The 17,889-nt window shown below is 66.0% G+C and carries 18 protein-coding genes and 1 tRNA gene; 6 read left to right on the plus strand and 13 right to left on the minus strand.

Annotated elements, in window-relative coordinates; genetic code table 11:
- Positions 1–33 precede the first annotated feature (33 nt).
- The 7 genes from AAC067_RS05210 to AAC067_RS05240 all read right to left on the minus strand — a co-directional run bounded on the left by AAC067_RS05210 (position 34) and on the right by AAC067_RS05240 (position 5,737).
- Positions 34–675, minus strand: a complete 642-nt coding sequence (locus AAC067_RS05210; protein WP_339930270.1) for an exopolysaccharide biosynthesis protein — start codon at positions 673–675, stop codon at positions 34–36.
- A 102-nt stretch (positions 676–777) separates the two neighbouring features.
- Complete coding sequence (locus AAC067_RS05215; protein WP_339930272.1) at positions 778–966, minus strand: DUF3008 family protein; 189 nt, start codon at positions 964–966, stop codon at positions 778–780.
- A 48-nt stretch (positions 967–1,014) separates the two neighbouring features.
- Positions 1,015–2,178 carry an isovaleryl-CoA dehydrogenase gene (locus AAC067_RS05220; RefSeq protein ID WP_339930274.1) on the minus strand — a complete coding sequence of 388 codons (1,164 nt, stop codon included), beginning with the start codon at positions 2,176–2,178 and terminating at the stop codon, positions 1,015–1,017.
- 39 nt (positions 2,179–2,217) lie between these two features.
- On the minus strand, positions 2,218–3,678 hold the full coding sequence (locus AAC067_RS05225; RefSeq protein ID WP_339930276.1) for a glycoside hydrolase family protein: 1,461 nt from the start codon (positions 3,676–3,678) through the stop codon (positions 2,218–2,220).
- Between the two features lie 100 nt (positions 3,679–3,778).
- Positions 3,779–5,200: a magnesium transporter gene (gene mgtE, locus AAC067_RS05230; RefSeq protein WP_339930278.1), complete on the minus strand. Its 1,422-nt coding sequence runs from the start codon at positions 5,198–5,200 to the stop codon at positions 3,779–3,781.
- 61 nt (positions 5,201–5,261) lie between these two features.
- Positions 5,262–5,346 (minus strand) — tRNA-Leu (locus AAC067_RS05235).
- 139 nt (positions 5,347–5,485) lie between these two features.
- Positions 5,486–5,737, minus strand: coding sequence for a FliM/FliN family flagellar motor switch protein (locus tag AAC067_RS05240; RefSeq protein ID WP_300447895.1), 252 nt, complete (start codon positions 5,735–5,737; stop codon positions 5,486–5,488).
- A gap of 74 nt (positions 5,738–5,811) precedes the next feature.
- On the opposite strand from AAC067_RS05240, the gene lipB reads away from it, so the two are divergent.
- A complete protein-coding gene (gene lipB, locus AAC067_RS05245; RefSeq protein ID WP_339930281.1) occupies positions 5,812–6,528 on the plus strand; it encodes a lipoyl(octanoyl) transferase LipB in 717 nt (238 codons plus the stop codon).
- 204 nt (positions 6,529–6,732) lie between these two features.
- A complete protein-coding gene (locus AAC067_RS05250; RefSeq protein ID WP_339930283.1) occupies positions 6,733–8,304 on the plus strand; it encodes an ATP-binding protein in 1,572 nt (523 codons plus the stop codon).
- Between the two features lie 27 nt (positions 8,305–8,331).
- Here AAC067_RS05250 and AAC067_RS05255 read toward each other — a convergent pair whose 3' ends face one another.
- The 4 genes from AAC067_RS05255 to AAC067_RS05270 form a co-directional block, all read right to left on the minus strand.
- Positions 8,332–9,516 (minus strand): patatin-like phospholipase family protein, encoded by a 1,185-nt coding sequence (locus AAC067_RS05255; protein WP_339930285.1) that lies wholly within the window; start codon positions 9,514–9,516, stop codon positions 8,332–8,334.
- A gap of 64 nt (positions 9,517–9,580) precedes the next feature.
- The gene (locus AAC067_RS05260) at positions 9,581–10,126 is read right to left on the minus strand and encodes a DUF805 domain-containing protein (protein ID WP_339930287.1); all 546 of its coding nucleotides are present in this window, start codon (positions 10,124–10,126) and stop codon (positions 9,581–9,583) included.
- 152 nt (positions 10,127–10,278) lie between these two features.
- Positions 10,279–10,836, minus strand: a complete 558-nt coding sequence (locus AAC067_RS05265; protein ID WP_339930289.1) for a fasciclin domain-containing protein — start codon at positions 10,834–10,836, stop codon at positions 10,279–10,281.
- Between the two features lie 23 nt (positions 10,837–10,859).
- Positions 10,860–11,786 (minus strand): hypothetical protein, encoded by a 927-nt coding sequence (locus tag AAC067_RS05270; RefSeq protein WP_339930291.1) that lies wholly within the window; start codon positions 11,784–11,786, stop codon positions 10,860–10,862.
- Positions 11,787–12,026: 240 nt separating this feature from the next.
- Between AAC067_RS05270 and AAC067_RS05275 the strand changes: the two genes are divergently transcribed.
- The gene (locus tag AAC067_RS05275; protein ID WP_339930293.1) at positions 12,027–12,371 is read left to right on the plus strand and encodes a TraR/DksA C4-type zinc finger protein; all 345 of its coding nucleotides are present in this window, start codon (positions 12,027–12,029) and stop codon (positions 12,369–12,371) included.
- 6 nt (positions 12,372–12,377) lie between these two features.
- Here AAC067_RS05275 and AAC067_RS05280 read toward each other — a convergent pair whose 3' ends face one another.
- Positions 12,378–14,372 carry an acetyl/propionyl/methylcrotonyl-CoA carboxylase subunit alpha gene (locus AAC067_RS05280; protein ID WP_339930295.1) on the minus strand — a complete coding sequence of 665 codons (1,995 nt, stop codon included), beginning with the start codon at positions 14,370–14,372 and terminating at the stop codon, positions 12,378–12,380.
- 190 nt (positions 14,373–14,562) lie between these two features.
- On the opposite strand from AAC067_RS05280, the gene AAC067_RS05285 reads away from it, so the two are divergent.
- From AAC067_RS05285 to AAC067_RS05295, 3 genes are all read left to right on the plus strand, one after another.
- On the plus strand, positions 14,563–16,041 hold the full coding sequence (locus tag AAC067_RS05285) for a hypothetical protein (protein WP_339930297.1): 1,479 nt from the start codon (positions 14,563–14,565) through the stop codon (positions 16,039–16,041).
- A gap of 157 nt (positions 16,042–16,198) precedes the next feature.
- A complete protein-coding gene (gene msrB, locus AAC067_RS05290; RefSeq protein WP_339930897.1) occupies positions 16,199–16,693 on the plus strand; it encodes a peptide-methionine (R)-S-oxide reductase MsrB in 495 nt (164 codons plus the stop codon).
- 51 nt (positions 16,694–16,744) lie between these two features.
- Positions 16,745–17,341, plus strand: coding sequence for a hypothetical protein (locus AAC067_RS05295; protein WP_339930299.1), 597 nt, complete (start codon positions 16,745–16,747; stop codon positions 17,339–17,341).
- 91 nt (positions 17,342–17,432) lie between these two features.
- On the opposite strand, the gene AAC067_RS05300 is transcribed toward AAC067_RS05295, so the two are convergent.
- Positions 17,433–17,786 (minus strand): hypothetical protein, encoded by a 354-nt coding sequence (locus AAC067_RS05300; protein ID WP_339930301.1) that lies wholly within the window; start codon positions 17,784–17,786, stop codon positions 17,433–17,435.
- Positions 17,787–17,889: the final 103 nt, after the last annotated feature.

Here is a 17,889-nt window from a genome sequence, read left to right on the forward strand (position 1 = left end):
AGGGGGAAACCTCTCCGGCGCTTCCGCTTGGGGTCAGAGCAGGTGGTTGAACCAGTTCAGCAGGCCTGTCACGACCGCAACCACCGTCGCCCAGACCAGAACCAGATAGACGCCACAGATCACGGTGCCGATGGCACCGATCAGGACGGCCAGACCGTCGCGCTGGGTAATGGCCAGTCCGAAGACGGCAATGGTCAGGGCCGGAAGCAGGTCGCCCAGCGGGACCGGCAGGGCCAGCATCACGGCCAGGACAAAACAGACGATTCCGGTGATCATATCCGCCACCTCACCGGTTAGCATGGGCAGACGCGGGCGGGTCAGTCGCTCTATGGCGCGAATGGCCCGCAGTACCCGACCGCCGCTGGCCTTGCGATAGGCCTCCCGGCTGACCGAGACACGCAACAGCCAGCGTGGCAGCCATACGGTCTGCCGCTGGATCGCCAGTTCGAGCGACAGCAGCATGATCGGCACGCTGAACACCGCCTTGCCACCTGGAGGCCAGGGGAGCAGCGACATCAGGGCCAGCATCAGTATCAGGGCCCCGAACGCCCGTTCGCCGAACGCCTCGACAACCTCGGCGAGCGTCAGTTTGGGGTTGTCCCCATGGGCCAGACTCTCGATCACCTCGGAAAACGTCCGCTTGGCCTCAGGTGACAGGATCGGAAGGGACGTCATGGTCAAGCGAAGGGTCCTGGCCGGGAGGGCTGGTGCAACAGGTAGGGGGGGCGAGCCTCCGGCGCTACAGGCCGACCCGACGAATCGACGGGAACCGGCGGATCAATCGCGATCCGTGTGCTCCGGCAGTCCCTGGCGCGAGGTTCCGGCCAGATCCTCAAGCGCCTGTTCGCTCATCGTCTCGAACATTTCCAGGGCCGCGCCGCGCAACTCAGAGCGTGGTGTGTCACCGCGTTTGGCTGAGAGGGCGGCACCGGCAGCCTTCTGCTGGGCGGCGGATCGTGCGGGCATCGCGAGGTTCCTTCAGTGAAGGAAACCGGTGAAGCGCTGGCAGGTTCCTCAGCTCCCGAGCAACTCGCGCCCGATCAGGAAGCGGCGGATCTCGTTGGTGCCCGCCCCGATGTCGTACAGCTTGGCGTCGCGGACCAGCCGCTCGACCGGCCATTCCTTGGTGTAACCGGCTCCGCCGAGGGCCTGGACGGCCTCCAGCGACACCTTCACCGCGTTCTCGCTGGCCAGCAGGATGGCGCCGGCAGCATCGTAGCGGGTGGTCTTGCCCTGGTCACAGGCGCGGGCCACCGCATAGACATAGGCCCGGGCCGAATTGAGCGCGACGTACATGTCGGCGACCTTGGCCTGCATCAGCTGGAACGATCCGATCGGCTTGCCGAACTGTTTGCGCTCGCGGACATAGGGCAGGACCACGTCCAGCGCTGCCTGCATGATGCCCAGCGGACCGGCCGAGAGCACGGTGCGCTCATAGTCGAGGCCGCTCATCAGCACGCCGGCACCGCCGCCGACGGGACCCATGACGTTTTCTTCCGGGATCTCGCAATCCTCGAACACGAGCTCGGCCGTGTCCGAGCCGCGCATGCCCATTTTGTCCAGTTTCTTCGAGACCGAAAAACCCTTCATGCCGCGTTCGATCAGGAAGGCGGTGACGCCGCCGTTGCCGTCGCCGGTGCGGGCATAGACCACCAGGGTGTCGGCCGAGGGGGCATTGGTGATCCAGAATTTGGTGCCGTTCAGGACGTAGCGGTCGCCGGTCTTCGCCGCCTGGGTGCGCATCGACATGACGTCGGAGCCGGAACCGGCCTCGGACATGGCCAGCGAGCCGACGTGTTCGCCGGAAATCAGCTTGGGCAGATATTTGCGTTTCTGCTCTTCTGTGCCCCAGCGGCGGATCTGGTTGACGCACAGGTTGGAGTGGGCCCCGTAGCTCAGACCGACCGAAGCCGAGGCGCGCGAGACTTCCTCCATGGCGACGACATGTTCGAGGTAGCCCAGGCCGAGGCCGCCGTACTCTTCCTCGACGGTGATGCCGTGCAGGCCCAACTCGCCCATTTCGGGCCACAGCTGGCGGGGGAAGGTGTTGGTCTCGTCGATTTCAGCGGCCATCGGGGCGAGTCGGTCACCGGCCCAGCGGGCCGTGGTGTCACGAATGGCGTCGGCGGTCTCGCCAAGGCCGAATTCCATCGATTGGGGGGCGTTCGGGATGCTCATGAGGCGGGCGTAGCACCGGCGGGGAGCCGGTGCAAAACCCTAACTGGGCTCGGTTCCATCCTGCTGGGCGCGACCCCAGCGCATATAGAGATTCAGCGACGATACGACGACACAGACACCACCGATCACGGCCAGGGTCCAGGCGACGACGGTCGTCTCGCCCATTGGCGACGGCTCTTGGAGGGCGAGTCGAAAGGCTGCGGCGGAGAAGGCGCTGGCCAGCAGGCCGACCCCACCCATGATCAGAAAGGCACCGGTCTGGCTCTTTTCGAACCGGGCCGGTGTGTCGGGCTCGACCTCATGGCGCAGGACCGACACGGCCGGCTCCTCCACGAACAGTGGTTCCTGGTTCGGGGGCGAATCCTGGCGCTGGGCGTCAGGCCAGGCGGGCCGATCCTCGGCCGGAGCCGGGTCGGTGGATGCGGGCGTCAGCACCAGCGCCGGGGCCGTGGCCGGAACGGCTGCAGCGGTCGCGAATGGCGTTACCAGGGTGTCGCCGGTCGCCGGGCCCGTTTCCATGATTTCCGTCGACGGAGCCGGTGACGGGGCAGCCGCGAGCGCGGCCGGTTCCACGGACGGTTCAGCGACGATTAGCGTTTCCGGAGTCGAGATCTCCGGTTCGACGGCCGCCGCCATCTCGACGTTCATGGCGACCGGTTCCGCTGCGGCGTGATCAACAGCCGGCGCGGCCGGCTCCGCCGCGGCGGTCGGAGTCGCGGGCACGGTTGTCACGCCCGGCAGGGGGCCGACGATCCCCGCCGCATAGGGCAGGTAGCGCTGAAGATGCAGACTGCCCGGGGCCGAGATGGAGACCGGAGCCTCTGTCGCGACCGGGGCCGGCGAGGGCGTGGAGGGAACGGTCGTCGTTTCGGGCTCGGGTGCCACGGGTTCCGCGGTCTCAGCCGGTGCCTCGGTGGCGACCGGGGGGGCTTCGGCCTCGGTGGGCTCGCCCAGCAGGGTGGCGACGGCGGCGGCGCGGGCGGCGACGGCGGCGACGGGGGGGGCAATCGTTTCCGGTTCCGTGGTCGGCGGAGCCAGGGGTGCGATCAACAGATCGGCCAGATGAACCGGTTGGTCCGGATCAGCGTTGAACAGCGCCCGTTCGGCGATCCGGCGACGCGTGGCGGCATCCAGAGGCACCGGGGCCGGCCAGCCGATCAGGGCATCGGCGGCCTGGGTCGGCAGACCGTCGTTCAGGCGCTGCAGTACGTCCGAACCCAGAAAGCGGTCGACGCCAATGGACAGGGCGAAGCTGGCGAGGGCGTCGAACTGGTGCTGGTTGACCGGTCGGCCGATCCCGCGATTGAGGTTCTTCACCACCGGCAGAAGATCGTACTGCAACAGCAGTTCGGCGTCGGCTTCAGCGACCACCAACCCTTCGCGGGCCGAGGCGGTATGGCCGTAGCCGATGACCCAGCGGCCATCCTCGCTGCGAACCGCCCTGGAACGGAAGCCGGCAAAACTCTTGATGAGGACGACGCCCTCACGGGAGACCTTCATGTGTTTCGTGGTCACTTCGGACAACAGACTGACCCAAATCGAGACGAGCGCATTCGCCCAACCGGGGAACCAGCAAGCGGCGGGCCGCGCATCACTGGTTCTAGATCAGGACCAGGGCGGCGAGGCCGAGGAAGACGAAAAAGCCCACAGTATCGGTGATCCAGCTGACGAAAACGGGGGACGAAACGGCGGGGTCGCGGTCGAGCTTGTCGAGTGCCAGCGGGATCAGGGTGCCGGCGAGGGACGCGGCGAACAGGTTCACGATGACCGACAGGCCGATGACCAGCGACAGCAAGGGTTTGCCGAACCAGATGGCGGCGATCCCGGCCAGCAGGACCGCGAGGGTGACGCCATTGGTCAGGCCGACCACGACCTCCCGGCGAACGATGCGCAGGGCATTGGCGGCCGTAAGCTCGCGGGCCGCCAGTGACCGCACGGCGACCGTCAGGGCCTGGGTGCCGGCATTGCCGCCGATCGAGGCGACGATCGGCATCAGCACGGCCAGCGCCACCAGAGTCTCGATCTGACGCTGAAACAGGCCGATCACCGAGGAGGCGACGACGGCGGTGCCCAGGTTGATGATCAGCCAGGGAATGCGCGAGCGCACGATGTCCATCACGCTGCCGTCGCGGCCTTCGTCACTGACACCGGCCAGGCGCAGGATGTCCTCGCGGTTCTCTTCCTGGATGATGTTGACGATGTCATCGACGGTGATCTGGCCGACCAGCCGTCCGGCATCATCGATGACCGGGGCCGAAATCAGGTGATATTTCTCGAAGATATAGGCGACTTCTTCCTGGTCGGTACCGACGGCGATCTCGTTGATCGGCTCCATCAATTCCGACAGCTTCACATTGCGTTTGGCCCGCAGCAGCCAGCTGATCGGCACACCGCCTATCGGACGGTTCGACGGGTCAACGACATAGATGTCGAAAAACAGCTCAGGCAGCTCTTCAGTCTGGCCGCGGACGTGATCGATGGTGTCGCCGACGGTCCAGAACTGGGGCGCGGCCATCACCTCGCGCTGCATCAGGCGGCCGGCGGAATCCTCGGCATAGCCAAGCGAGGATTCGATCGCTGCCCGTTCATTTTCGGGCATGGCGGCCAGGACGCGTTCGCGCTGGTCGTCCTCGAGGTCTTCGACCACGGCCGCGGCGTCATCGGAATCGAGTTCCTGCAGGGCCTCGGCCAGGATCAGGTGCGGGACGCGTTCCAGCACCTCCTCGCGGATGCCGTCGTCCAGTTCGGGGAGAGTCTCGGCCAGCAGCTCCGCCGGCAGCCACAACACCACGACCCCGCGGTGTTCGGACGTCAGGAATCCCATCAGGTCGGCCACGTCGGCCGGATGAAGGTCTTCAAGCAGGGAGCGTAGTCGCTGGCCGTCGCCGTCATCAGCGGCGTCGACGACCTTCTCGACGAATGTGGCCGTCAGGACGTAGTCCTCGTCGAGGGCCGCATGGTCCTCGACGAGGGGGTCACTGCCCTTGATCCGGCTCAAGGTGGCGGAGTCCGTGTTTTTCACGTGTCTGCCTCCCTGATTGGTACAGCCTGATCCAGCCGGTGACTCGTCCTGTCTAGCCAGATGGTGCGGTCGAGAAGACTCGAACTTCCACGGGTTGCCCCACAGCGACCTCAACGCTGCGCGTCTACCAATTCCGCCACGACCGCTCGCATCGGAGCGGGGGCAATAGCGGAGAGATCAGCGAAAGGGAAGAGGACAATCCACCTGACGGCTCACAGCCTGGATTTCCGCGGTATCGCGCGCGTCAGGCTGAAAAGGGGCAGGCATTTGAATGCCAGCCGTAGATCAGGCGGCCCCGGCCATGAAATCATAGACGTCGGCGGTGCGGGTCACGGTGATGGCGATGCGATCCTCACGGATCTCGATCTCGCCCCGGGCGACCGGATGGTTGTTGGCGAGGATCCAGACCTCGTCATGTTCCGAGGCGTCGAGCGGGATCACGGCCCCACGGCCCATGCGCAGCAGCTGGCTCATCGGCAGGACCGACCGGCCCAGAACGACGGAAATCTCGACATCGACAGCTTCGATCTGGCTCACAACGCACTCTGATACTGGGGTCTGCGCGGACGGTTCATCTTGCATGGGGCCCTCAGGACCCACATTGAAGCGTCATGCTTTCCCACACGTTAAATCCTGAGGCTTCCGGCCTGATTCGTTCCGACGGCCTTCCGGTCGGCTGGGCAGTCTCGACGGTGCCGGTCGACTATCTCGCCGCGGTGCAGGCAATGGAGGCCCGGGTGGCGGCGATCGCGGCGGGCGAGGCCTCTGAGCTGATCTGGCTGCTGGAGCATCCGCCGCTCTATACGGCGGGGGTCTCCAGCCGGGAGTCCGACCTGCTGGACGTAAGCCGCTTTCCCGTGCACCGGACCGGGCGGGGTGGGCAGTTCACCTATCATGGTCCCGGACAGCGGGTGGCCTATGTGATGCTGGACCTGAACCAGCGCGGCCGGGACGTTCGGGCATTCGTGCGAAGTCTGGAAGCCTGGCTGATCGGAGCCCTGGCCGGGTTCGGGGTCGAGGCCGGGGTACGCGACGGCCGGGTAGGAGTCTGGGTCGAGCGGCGCGGCGCGGGCTGGAGCCGCGAGGACAAGATCGCCGCCATCGGGGTCAAGGTCCGAAAATGGATCAGCTTTCACGGTGTCAGTTTGAATGTTGAGCCCGATCTGACCCATTTCAGCGGCATCGTGCCGTGCGGGATAGCGGAACACGGGGTTACCAGCCTGGTCGATCTGGGTGTGCTGGCGACGATGGACGAGGCGGATGCGCTGCTGAAGGCGTCGGCCCTGGAAATCTTCGGTGCCCTGGCTCCGGAACGCCCACCGATCTGAGCCGTGTGGGAACAAATTCGGAAAATCCCTTGGCCGGAAGGGTCAGGTTAACCGTCATGGCTGCAGGATGACTCGTCCCTAACCCGAGTCGCCGGAGTAGTTCCCTTGAGTCACAGGATGCCGTCGACCGATTCCGCCACCGACAGACCGGTGGACGACAAGGTCCCGGCTTCGCCGGATGTCGGGGACGGACTGTCGACGGATATGGCGTCTTTTTTCGACGTGTCGCTGGACCTGCTGTGCATTCGCGATCTGTCCGGCCAGTTCGTCAAACTGAACCGGTCCTGGGAGGCTATGCTCGGCTATCCTCTGGACCAGCTGGAAGGTCGCCCGTTGCTGCCGCTGGTTCATCCAGCGGATGTCGAGGCGACGGTGGCTCATATGGAGCGGCTGGACCGGCAGGAGCCGCAGGGCGAGGTCATCGGCTTCGTCAATCGCTATCGCCACGCTGACGGCAGCTATCGTCAGCTGGAGTGGCGAGCGCGTCGCGCCGGCGAACGGGTCTTCGCTGTGGCGCGCGACGTGACCGAACGCCAGGTCATCGAGCGGGAGATGGCCACCGCGCGCGAAGCGGCCGAGGCGGCCAACCTCGCAAAAAGCGAATTCCTGGCCAATATGAGCCATGAAATCCGCACGCCGTTGAACGGGATCATCGGCATTGCCGCGGCCCTGGAGCGCACGGGTCTGACAGAGGGTCAGCGCGAGATGGTCGGGCTGATCGAACAGTCCGGCGTGACGCTGGAGCGGCTGGTGTCGGACATTCTGGATGTCTCCAAGGTCGAGGCCGGTCAGCTGGATATCGAGATCCACGAGATGGATCTGGGGACCGAGGTCGACGTGGTCGTTGATCTGATGCGGAGTCGTGCCGAGGCCAAGGGGCTGGATTTCGTCGTCGAGCGCGGCACCACGGCGCGCGGAGACTTCCTCGGTGACAGCACCCGGATCAAACAGGTGTTGGGCAATCTGTTGTCGAACGCCGTGAAATTCACCGAGACGGGGCGGGTCCGGGTCGGCATGGACATTCAGGATGATCATCCTTGGGACGGTACCGCGCTGTTGACGCTTGAGGTCGAGGATAGCGGCGTCGGCTTCGGACCCGAATTCGCGGACAGCCTGTTCAAGCGCTTCAGCCAGGCCGACGGCACCATCACCCGGCGCTTCGGGGGTACGGGCCTGGGCCTGTCGATCTGTCAGTCACTGGTCGAGCTGATGGGCGGCGACATTGAGGCTCGCTCGGAGTCTGGCCAGGGCAGCCTGTTCCGCGTGACCCTGCCGATGTCGCGCATCCGTTCGCTGGAAGAGTACGACGCACGTCAGGGGTTGGCCGGAAACCTCCCGCAGTCCCCCGAAGCCATGCCGGTCACCGCCGAGGGACCTCGGGTCCTGCTGGCCGAGGACCATCCCGTCAATCAGCGGGTGGTGCAACTGATCCTGGCCGGACGGGTCGCCACTCTGGTCACGGTCGAGAACGGTGCCGAGGCGGTCGCGGCCTTCGAACGCGAGGATTTCGACGTGGTGTTGATGGACATGCAGATGCCGGTGATGGACGGGCTGGCGGCGACGCGGGCCATCCGGGCGCTGGAACAGGGCCGGCCGGCCGCGCCGCGGGCGGCGCTGATCATGCTGAGCGCCAATGCCATGGTTCGGCACCGCCAGGACTCGCTGGCGGCCGGTGCCGACCTGCACCTGCCCAAGCCGATCACCGCCCTGTCGCTGCTGGAAGGCATCGACGCGGCCCTGACTGCCGCGGCCGAGCCGGCGCGCGAGGTCGGCTAGCCCCGGCTTGTTCCGCGTGCTCCCGGTCTATTTGCGACCGTCTTCGTCATCCTCTCCGCCGAAGGGCCAGGTCAGCAGATCGGCCAGGCTCAGAGGGGAGGGGGTTGCGGCGACCCAGACGTCCGGATCGGCGGCGCTCTCCACCGCATCGTCGAAGGTGGCGCGCATGGTCGCGGTGTCAAAGCTCAGGCCGTTGCCGATGGTCGAACGGGCTGGCACCGAAGCGACGTCCAGCGGCAAACCGGCTCCGGCGCAGAAGGCGGCCGCCGCGCTGATGGCCTGTCGGTAGGAAAAGCGCAGCATGGTGTCGAAGCTACGGATGGCGACGGCTGCGGCCTTGTCCGGCGTCGACTGGGGCGCGGGGGCCAGCACCATGTTGACGATAATATAGACGCGACCGCCACGCAGCCGCCGCCCGACCTGTTTCCAGCGCAGCAGGGCGTCGGGCAGGACAAACAGCGGCGTGGCGACGCCACCGTCGACATGCATCTCGTGATAGATTTCGCCGTCGCTCTCGCACGCGATCAGCCGGGGCGGAAACAGACCCGGCAGACTGGACGACGCGGCCAGGACGGTGCGGAACAGGGCCAGGGCAGCCTCACCCTTGCCCTCGACCTGCCCCTGACTGGCGATCGCACCCATGTCCCAGATGCTGGCCTGCTGGCGATCGAGGTCAGTGGTGCCGACGAACAGCCGCCGTCCGGCGGCATGGGCCTCGGCGACCGCCTTCAGCAGGTCCGCGTCGATGAAGGGTTCGATCAGTCCGTCGAGCGCCGCGACCGGATACAGGCCCGCGCGCCGCCCGGGCAGGAGTCCGAACAGGCTCAGTCGACGCTGTGCCAGACCGCCGGTGAAGGCGTCGGCCAGACGGTCGTCCCAGTCCGGACCCAGGAAGGCGAAGGGGGCGATCAGCGCCCCGGTGCTGATCCCGGTGACCACGGCAAAGGCCGGCCGTCGTCCAACCCTGGTCAGGCCGACCAGCAGCCCGGCCCCGAAGGCCCCGCCGGCGGCACCGCCGGACACGGCCAGGATGTTGATCGGATCGCGCGCCCACGGCCTGCGGGGCGGGGCGATACGGTCGGCGGCCCGGGTCAGGGCCTCATGCGCCTGGGAGGTGCTCAGTCGTACCCCTGTGAAGCCGACCGGCTCGCCGCGCACCGCGGGCGGCGGCGAGGCGAGCGAGCGGGGGCGGGTCGGCGGGTGCGAAGGCATGGCGGAGTCATGCCCCGGTGGAGGCCGGACGGGAAGGGGAAGGTTCGAACGCCCGGCGGTCAGATCAGCGCAGCGGGGCGGGTTCGTCCGTGATCACCGGCTCGCCGGGAAGATCCATGAGCGGCGTGCGATAGTTCTGATGGCGACTGTGTGGTGCGTGACCGAAGCGGTTGCGACCGGGCGTTCCCGGCAGGAAACCGAGCACGATCAGGAAGATGAGGCCGACCGCCCATAACGCCATCGCCAGCGCGTTCATAACACCCACTGGCGCTCCCCCAACAGAGATCGTTGGCGTTAGCGCGGCGAGCGACCAGATCTCCAGACCGAACCCGGCGATGATGTAGGCCCCGTACCACCAGCCCGACAGGTTCCTGTCATGCGAGCGTCGAACGGCGACGGCGGTGATCGGCCAGAGGAAGGCCAGGCGCATGACGAGGCCCACAATGGCGGCAACAGGAACCGTCTGGCCGGGGACGGTGGCCGAGACCAGTAGCGGCAGGACCGAGAAGACAAGCATGACGCTGATCAGCGATTGCACGAACCACAGGCCGATACTGACCAGCCAGAAGTCCATCCGCCTGGCCCGTCCGGAAAAGCTGAGAATATCCATGACCCCTCACAATCCAGACGTGAGCGTGACACGGACTTCCCGCGGCGGCAATGTCGGGAGCAGGCTAAAGCCGCTGGCTGTTCGGGCAGGGCGTGCTGGCCGGTCCCGGGACCCCCGCCGGGGGTCCCGTATCTGATCAGCTCAGGTTCGGATCAGGTCGCCGGAGCGGGCTTGATCAGCAGGGCGTCGATCGGCTGGACCACGCCATTCTTTACCAGTTCCTCGCTGCCGGTCAGATGAGCGCGGGCTCCGTCAGGGGCGGTCACGACAATGGCGTCGCCATCGCGCGTGAAGCTCAGCAGGGTGTCGGCCATGGTGCGCATCTGGATGGTGCCGGTGCCACCGCCGTCGATGGCCGCGCCGATGTCCGCCCGGGTCAGGGCACCGGGCACGATATGGGCCCGCAGCAGGGCCGCAGCGGGAGCGCGCATGGCCTCGGTGGTGAAATCAGCGTCGCTGCCGGCGGTGGTGAAGGCGGCGTCGGCCGGGGCGAACACCGTATAGGGCCCCGTGCCTTCAAGCACCTCGATCAGGCCCGCATTGGTCAGCACCTGTTCGAGGGTGCCGAACGACCGGTCGCCCTTGAGCGTGGCGGCCAGGGTCGCGGAAGAGGGTTCGGCCGCGCCGTCCGACTTGCCATCGTCGCCCCCGCAGGCGGCCAGGCTCAGAACCGCGAGGGGGGCCAGGGCCCAGCTCAGATATCGTTTCATTGTCGATGTCTCCGGTCGCGGGATCAGGTGAGAAGCTGGATGGCGGCCTGGACCAGGCGGGTCTTGGGGTCGACCTGATAGACGTAGCCGTCATTGTATCGGTACTGGCTGGCGGCTGAATCGACGTACTGCCCCCGGTAGGCATTGGGAACATTGTAGATGTCATAGCCGGCCGGCATCGGCTGGCCGACCGTCGGGCTCTGACCGGTCAGAAGGGCGACGACCTGGCTAATGGCCTGGGTCCTGGAATCCAGGCCGTAGACGGTGCCGTCCGCATAGCGGTAGTCGTTGCGGTCGTTCAGCCCGTAGTAGTTGGCCAGATAGGTGGGTACCGGCTGGTAGTCATACTGTGCCGGCCACGGGCTGCCGCGTGACAGGGCCCCGCCCAGCACAGGGATATAGCCCAGCAGCGAGCCCTGACGGTTGCTACGATACAGATAGCCGTCCTCATAGCGGTAGGTGAATTCGTCGTTGCGGGCGTTCCACAGCGAATCGAACCGGGTTTGGGTTGCCATTCGACGCGCCTGACCCGGCGGCAGGCAGCCATTGTCCTTACGGGCCAGTCCCGGCGGGCAGCCGTTGATCAGGCCGCGATTGCTATCCCGGCGTAGCAGGACAACAGGCCGACCATCCTCATTGGCGATGACGACCCGGCGGTCGTCACGGCGCTCTGTGTTACGTTCGCGTCGGTCATTGTCGCGATCATCCTTGCGATCCTCGCGGTCCTCGCGGCGCGCCTCGACACGGACGTTTCGGCCGTCTTCACGGCGCTCGGCCCGACGCTCGCCTCGGTCATCGCCGCGATCGCTGCGGTCCTGTTGACCGCGCTCGGAGCCCCGGTCGCCCTTGTCGCGATTACCGTTGCCGTTGCCGTTGTTCTGGGCGGCAGCAACCTGGGGCAGGCCCAGGGTCAGGACGAGGGCAGTTGTAAGAGGAAGAAGCCTGTTCATCGGAAGCTCACTGGTAGACTATCGACGATACAATCGATCAGAGGCCCAACGACTTCGTGGCGCTACCGGTTCCGTAACCGCAGGCTCAGACAGTCACTCCTGGTCCAGCCACACACCGTCCGTCTCGCACGCGCCGTCCCGTAGCCGGCCGTGCCTGATCGCTTGTCATTTGCCGCTCCAGGTGTCGGTGTCGCGGATCAGGGGTTAGGCTGTCCGGGGCCGCGGACAGGAGCACGATCCATGGACGATCTTCCCGCTGCGACAGTGGAAGCGCTGAAGCAGGGCCTGCTGCGCCGGCTGGCCGAGCTTGAGGCGGCGGAAGTCCTGTCCGACGACGACCGCAAGCCGGTCGAACTGGATCAGCAGAGCGTCGGCCGGCTGTCGCGCGTCGACGCCATGCAACGTCAGGCGATGAGCTTTGCCGCCCAGGCCCGACGACAGCACGAGGCGCGGATGATCACGGCCGCCCTTGAACGGATCGCGACAGACGACTTCGGCTATTGCGGGGGCTGCGGCGAGCCGATCCCCCTGCCGAGGCTGAGCCTGGACGCCACGGTCACCAGCTGTATCGAGTGCGCGCGCTGAGGGTCGCTATTCGAACTCGACCAGCACATCATCCGCCGCGACCGGGTCGCCGGCCTTGGCACTGACGGTTTTGACCACGCCGTCGTGTTCGGCCTTGAGGATGTTCTGCATCTTCATGGCCTCGATGATGGCCACGGTCTCGCCGGCCTTGACCTCCTGGCCGGGGACGACGGCGATGGAGACGACCAGACCGGGCATCGGCGACAGCACCAGTTTGGATGTGTCGGCGGCGAGCTTTTCCGGCAGGCGAGCATACAGGTCGGCGATGCGTGGAGTCATGACCCGGACGCGGGCCCGGGTGGCGCGGGTGCGGATGTCCCAGCCGTCGGCGACGCGCTTGATCTCGGCGGTAAAGGGGGCGTCGTCCAGCACGGCGCGGAACTGGGCCAGACCCGGTCGCCAGTCGATTTCACTGAGACGCAGCAGGCGATCGCCGTTCTCGACATCAAGAACCAGGGCCTCGTCATCGTCATAGCCGAGGCTTACGGGGACGGGTTCGCGGTCCAGCTGGACGATCCAGTCGGTCCGGTCGGACGGGTCGCCGGACTGGTCAGAGACGATCTCGTGCAGGGCCATGCCGGTGGCGACCAGGATGTCGCGCTGCAGCGGTCCGGCCGGGACGCCGTGGAAGCCGTCGGGGAATTCGTCGTTGATATAGGCCGTCGACAGTTCGCCTGAGCGGAACCGGTCCTGGTCCATCACCGCGGCGAGGAAGGGGACATTGTGGCCAACGCCGGCCAGATGGGTGTCCTCTAGCGCGCGCGACATGCCGGCCACGGCCCCGGCCCGGGTCGGGGCCCAGGCACATAGCTTGGCGATCATCGGATCGTAGAACATCGAGATTTCGTCGCCTTCGCGGACGCCGGAATCGTTGCGCACCACATAGGGCCCCTCGGGCCCCTCCTGCGGGCCTTCCTCGGGCTGCTCGTAGCGGATCAGCCGGCCGATCGACGGCAGGAAGCCGCGATAGGGGTCCTCGGCATAGATGCGGCTCTCGATGGCCCAACCGTTGATTTTCAGGTCGTCCTGATCGAACGCCAGCTTCTCGCCGGCGGCCGAGCGGATCATCTGCTCGACCAGATCGACGCCGGTGATCAGTTCTGTGACCGGATGCTCGACCTGAAGCCGGGTGTTCATCTCGAGGAAGAAGAAGGATTTATCCTGACCGGCGACGAATTCGACGGTGCCGGCGCTGTCATAGTTGACGGCCCGGGCCAGCGCGATGGCCTGTTCGCCCATGGCGCGGCGGGTCTTTTTGTCGAGCAGGGGGGAGGGGGCCTCCTCGATGACCTTCTGGTTGCGGCGCTGGATCGAACATTCGCGCTCGAACAGGTGGACCAGGCCGCCGTGCTTGTCGCCCAGCACCTGAATCTCGATGTGGCGCGGATTGACGATGAATTTCTCGATGAAGACGCGGTCGTCGCCAAAGGCGTTCAGGGCCTCGGCCTTCACCGCGGCGAAACCCTCGGCCATGTCGTCATCGGAATGGGCGACGCGGATACCCTTGCCACCACCGCCGGCCGACGCCTTGATCATCACCGGATAGCCGATCTCGTTGGCGATCTGAACGGCATGGTCCGTGGTGTCGATCAGCCCCATGTGACCCGGCACGGTCGAGACCCCGGCCTCGGCCGCGAATTTCTTTGAGGTGATCTTGTCGCCCATCGCCTCGATGGCGTGGGGATTGGGGCCGATGAAGGTGATGTTTTCGGCTTCAAGGCGGCGGGCGAAGCCGGCATTTTCCGACAGGAAGCCGAATCCGGGGTGAACCGCTTCAGCCCCCGACTGGCGCACCGCGTCGACGATCTTGTCTTCCAGAAGATAGGACTGGGCCGCCGGTGCGGGGCCGATCAGGATGGCTTCGTCGGCCATTTCGACCGCCAGGGAGCCCGCGTCTGCCTCGGAATAGACCTGCACGGTGCGTATGCTCATGCGTTTAGCGGTCTTGATAATGCGGACGGCGATCTCGCCACGATTGGCGATCAATATCTTTGAAAACATGCGTAAGCCCGAAGCGCGTTCTGAACTGAACGTGATCTGTGCGTGAAGCGACCGCCCCGATTAGGCCGCGTTCGCTTGGGAGTAAACAAGGGCGGGATGTTCGTTTCGTCCGGGTTCGGGCTTGGCAAGCCTGCCCCGGATCGGCTTTAACTCGCTTACCTTCCTGTGACGGTTCCTGGAGTTCTTATTGATGCAACGCCTACTCACCGCCTCGGCCGCTGGTCTTGCGCTCGTCCTTAGCGCCGGTGCCGCCGTGGCCCAGGATTTCCGCGCTCTGGCTCGCCAGGACCTGACCGCCGCCCATGATGCCCTGCGCGACAACCACCCCGCAGCCGTGTTGCCGGGGGCTGCCAGCCAGTCCTTCCGTGACTGGCTTGACGCCGGTCTCGCCGATTCCGTGGCCAAGGCCGCACAGGTCAACAGCGGCGACGCCCACGCCTATCTGATGCGCTACTACGGGGCAGGCTTCCGCGATTCCAACATTGATATCACCCCGACCTTTGAGGGGCTGGGTCCCTATTTCGTGACCGGCTGGCCCGGATTCACGACGGGCTGGCGTAACGGTGCCTATGAGGTGACCTATGTGAAGCCGGGCGTGCGCGGCTTGCCGCCGGTCGGGGCTGTGCTGGTCGAATGTCAGGGCAAGACCGCCGAGGAAATGGCCATGGCGCGTCTGGACCGTTGGGAAGGCGACCTGACCACTGAAGCCGGACGTGTTCGCAGCGCCCCCTATCTCCTGTGGAATCGCAACAACCAGTGGACCGGCGGCGTTCCGGGATCCTGCAAGTTCAAGAACGGCCGTCGTTCGCGCGACTATGATCTGCGTCCGCAGACGATCGAACCGGGCACCATCGAAGAGGCCTATCGCGCAACGGTCTATATGCCCGGCGCGACGCCGCTGGCGGTCGAACAGGTCAATGGACGGCCGTGGGTCCATGTTCATTCGTTCGCCGATAGCGCCGGCTGGGACGCCTTCAACGCCCAGATCGAGGGTGACATCGCCTCGCTGCACGGACCGCAGGGTTTCGTGCTGGATCTGCGTGGGGCCTCGGGCCAGTCGTACCGCTCGACCACCCGCGGCTATGGCCTGGCCAACCGCATCTGGACCCCCGAGTTCACGGTCAGCCGTCAGCCGGCGGCTGGCGAGATCACCTATCGCGCTACCGCCGGCAACCGTCAGTGGTTCGTCGAGACGCTGGCCCGGATGGAAGCCGATCCGCGCTTCGTCCAGGAAAGCGGTCCCGTGATCGAGGAGACCCGGGCCATCATCGCGGCCTTCGACGCCGCACTTGCAGCCAACCAGCCCCTGTTCACCCTGGCCGGTCGTCCGGCGGTGCAGGACACAGGCGCGCCGAACCCGGTTCAGGGCCAGGTCGTGGTTCTGGTCGACAGTGGTTGCTCGGGCGGTTGCCTGGACACGCTGGACCTGCTCACGCGCCTGCCGAATGTACGGCTGGTCGGGGCCACCACGGCCACCGATTCGATCTTCATCGAACGCACCGATGTGCGACTGCCGTCGAACTATTCGGACCTGAGCTATGGCCACAAGGCCTGGACCTCGCGCCAGCGCCCCAGCCATCAGCCCTTCACCCCGGCCGAGGGCCTGACCTTCACCGGCAATCCGGCGGATGAGGTTGCGGTTCGGACCTGGGTCGGAACGCTTTTCTAGGGCGCTATCGCGCTTTCCCGAGGCGCTACCGCGCTGCGCGCTGCTTGAGCGCGGTCTTCGGGGCGCTACCGCGCTTCGCGCTACTTGAGCGCAGGTGTTTACGAAAGTCGGGCCGGACGGGGTGGAAGCCCTGTCCGGCCCTTCCCATGTGTGGGGCATGACCCAGACCCCGTCCCCTGCCGATTCACCCCGTTCTGCTTCCGGATTTGACCTGACGCCGCCCGACGTGGCCGAGCGCGCCCGACTGGAAGCCGATCTGTCGCCTGAAGAAAAGCGGGTGCTGCTGGCCCACGGCACGGAAGCTCCGTTCTGCGGCACCCTGCTGGGCGAGACGCGGGCCGGGGTGTTCTGTTGCCGCGAATGCGGCCTGCCGCTGTTCCGCACCGGTACAAAATTCGAGAGCGGCACGGGCTGGCCCAGTTTTACCGAGCCGGTCGATCCCGACCATGTTCACGCCGTCCACGACACCGCCTACGGCATGGTACGCACCGAGACTCGCTGTGCTCGCTGTGACAGCCACCAGGGACATGTATTTCCGGACGGCCCGCCGCCGACCGGCGATCGCTATTGCATCAACTCGGTGGCCCTCACCTTTGTGGCCGCGGGTGAGCCGCTGCCGGACCCTCTGGGACGCGGCGACGGTATCGCCTGACCTTGGCCGCAATCAGGGCTAGGATGGTGTTTGCACTCGGGAGTATAGCCTATGTTGACGGTCAGCCTATTCGCCGTCGTTGCCCTGTTTGCAGGCGATGACCCGGACGGCGTCGTTGCGACCGCTCCGGCCACGACGGTCCAGCTGGACGCCACCGAAATGCCCGAGGCGGCATCTCCGGCGGCCGCGGCCCAGGCGGCCGCTCCCCACGGGCTGACCACCGACCAGCAGATCGCCCGCTGGATCGATGATCGCTCACCCGAGACCCTGCCGTTTGCGCAAGGACCCGGGTCCGGACCGGTCGACGACCGCCAGATGCACAGCCAGTTCAGCGTCGGCGTCGGTACCGGGGACTATCGCGACTATGGTGTCGCCGTCTCCGTACCCGTGGGCGAGACGGGGCGGCTGAGCCTGAGTTACCGCCAGGTCGAGAACGGCTATCCGATCTACGGCTACGGTCCCGGCTATGGAGCCCGTTATGGCTATGGGACGGGTTATGGCTACGGCGATCCGTATTTCAGCGATTTGCCCTATGCCGTTCCGGACAAACGTCGCGATGACGTGGACGAGACCGAGACCCGGAAACGGCATTCGACGATTCCGCCGTGGCGACAGCTCGATTTTTCGGCCCGATCAGGGCGCGACTGACGAAGACGACAGCACGAAAAAGGGCCGCGCCCGTAAGGCACGGCCCTTCTGATCTGGATCGATGACCCGGCTGTTCAGCCGGGATTTTCGATCAGCCGGCGGTGTAGCGGTATTCGCTGATCTGGCACACGTTGATGCGATAGCGTTCCAGCTCGTCGTCGTCGGCGAAACGGGCCTTGAAGTCATAGATGCAGGCACCCGAGCCGTCGTCGATGTTGACCTTCACCGAGGCTCCGTTGCGCAGCACGTCCTGGCCGAGGATGTCTTCCTGCCAGTCGTTCTCGCCCGAGTTGGAGGCGTAGAAATGGGTCATGGTCACGCCCGTGGCGTTGATGATCAGGACGCGACGGTCGTTGCCGTCGTTGGACTGAAAGGCCATGGAGCCGAGGGCGACGGCCGAGACCGCAGCAGCCAGGAAGGCGCGGCGCGCGAGAACTTTGAACATCTTGTTATCCTTAGAGAACGCGCGCCCTGCGCAGACGGTGAAGCTTACCATCGTCGTTCGGCGCGTGTCGATACAATAAGGCGCTGAAAAGGCGAACGCTTCG

The organism is uncultured Brevundimonas sp. (assembly GCF_963977465.1).
Lineage (GTDB): Bacteria > Pseudomonadota > Alphaproteobacteria > Caulobacterales > Caulobacteraceae > Brevundimonas.